Raw genomic sequence first — 1654 nt, 5'->3', positions numbered from 1 at the left:
GTCGCCGAAGGTGGCTCCGATCGTCTGATCGAAAACCGCGTCGCTGAAGATGGCTCCGATCGCCTGCTGGAACGTCGCGTCGCCGAAGGTGGCTCCGATCGCCTGATCGAAAACCGCGCATGAGTTGCTTGACCGCAATGCCTGGAAATATCGCAAATCATGTGCGACACACCCCGTGGCGAGGGAGCTTGCTCCCGCTCGGGCGCGCAGCGGCCGCAACCTTCACGCAGCCGCTGCGCAGTTCACCCGACACACCGCTCCAGAACACCCCCAGACCCAACCCATCACAGTAAAAGCCCGGCCTCATCCGCCGGGCTTTTTCATGCCTCAACGCCTGGCTAGCGCCCCGCCGCCCGCGCCATGCAGCGCTGATAACGCTCATCCACCCGCTTGGCAAACCACGCCGTTGTCAGCTTGCGCGTGATTTTCGGGCTCTTGAGCACGATCCCCGGCAATACCGCCCGCGGCAACGGCTTGCCCTCGGCCCGCTCAGCCAGTTCGAACACACGCTTGTAGAGCTTGCTGTCCTCGAACGCCAGGCTGTCGCCCTGCTCCAATTGATCGCGAATGGTCGGGTTGCGCATTCCCAACGACTTGCCCAGCGTGCGTACCGCCAGCTCCGTGCTGCCCGGCATGATTGAATCATGGGCAACCAGATCGCCATCCAGCGCCAGGGAAATGCCCGACGCGACACTCACCGCATGCTGGAAAGCCGCGTTGCGACTGGCGTACCAGCCGGCATTGAAATCGGCGAAACGGTACAACGGCTCGGTATAGTTCACCGGATAGCCCAGCAAATGTGCGATACCGAAATACATCCCGCCACGGCGACTGAACACTTCGCGACGAATCGAGCCATCCACCGGGTAGGGATAATCCCGCGCATGGGCCTGGGCAAACGCGATACTGACCTGCATCGGCCCACCCGTGTGCACCGGATTGAAACCGCCGAACAGGGTCTTGCCCAGCGGCACCATGCCGATGAAATCATCGAAAATCCCGCTCAGCTCTTTCTCGCTACGGGCCGCGTCGAGCCGATCGCTGTAGCTTTTGCCATTGGGAGAACGCACCTGGAGCGCGCCGCTGACCAACAACTCCGGAATGTGCACCTTCGCCGCACGGCGGTTGATCTCCTGACGAGCGATCTTGCCCAGCCCCGGCACCGGCGGGTCGGCCTGGAACGTCGACTCCTGCTCGGTCACCGCCAGGACCGCGCAGATATTCTGCGTCGTGGATGGAATCTGCTGGGCCGCAAAGGCCACGTAAATATCAGTCGCCCAACCTTCACGATCCGCCGTCTTGGCCGGCAACAACTGCACGATCTGCTTCTTGACCTCAGCAGGCGGGCGCTCGGGCTCCTGCAACTGACGGCTGCCGCAACCGGCCAGGGCCAGCAACGCCGCGAGGCTGATCATCAATTGATTGAATTGCATGGTGCTCCATCGCGTTCGTTATTCCGGAGCAACCATACGATCAAAAGTGGATGCGGGCTATGCCCGATGTGGGAGCGAGCTTGCTCGCGATGACGGTGGCACAGTCACCCTCGAAGCAAGCCGATCCACCGCTTTCGCGAGCAAGCTCGCTCCCACAGGAGAATGGCGGTGTACCCGAATCTTCCGTCCAACCCAAAAACCCATGTGGGAGCGAGCTCGCT

The 1654-nt window shown here is 62.0% G+C and carries 1 protein-coding gene; it reads right to left on the bottom strand.

The features are described from left to right. Nucleotides 1-338 precede the first annotated feature (338 nt). On the bottom strand, nucleotides 339-1433 hold the full coding sequence (locus tag BLQ55_RS16825; protein ID WP_092255247.1) for a DUF1615 domain-containing protein: 1095 nt from the start codon (nucleotides 1431-1433) through the stop codon (nucleotides 339-341). Nucleotides 1434-1654 lie beyond the last annotated feature (221 nt).

Origin of the sequence: Pseudomonas sp. NFACC13-1, from assembly GCF_900104425.1 — a bacterium.
Lineage (GTDB): Bacteria > Pseudomonadota > Gammaproteobacteria > Pseudomonadales > Pseudomonadaceae > Aquipseudomonas > Aquipseudomonas fluorescens_AA.
This window is presented reverse-complemented; position numbering and strand designations above follow the sequence as displayed.

What these genes read in the sequence shown, in the direction of transcription:
- BLQ55_RS16825 (WP_092255247.1), bottom strand. Translation starts at nt 1,433, where the DNA reads ATGCAATTCAATCAATTGATGATCAGCCTCGCGGCGTTGCTGGCCCTG.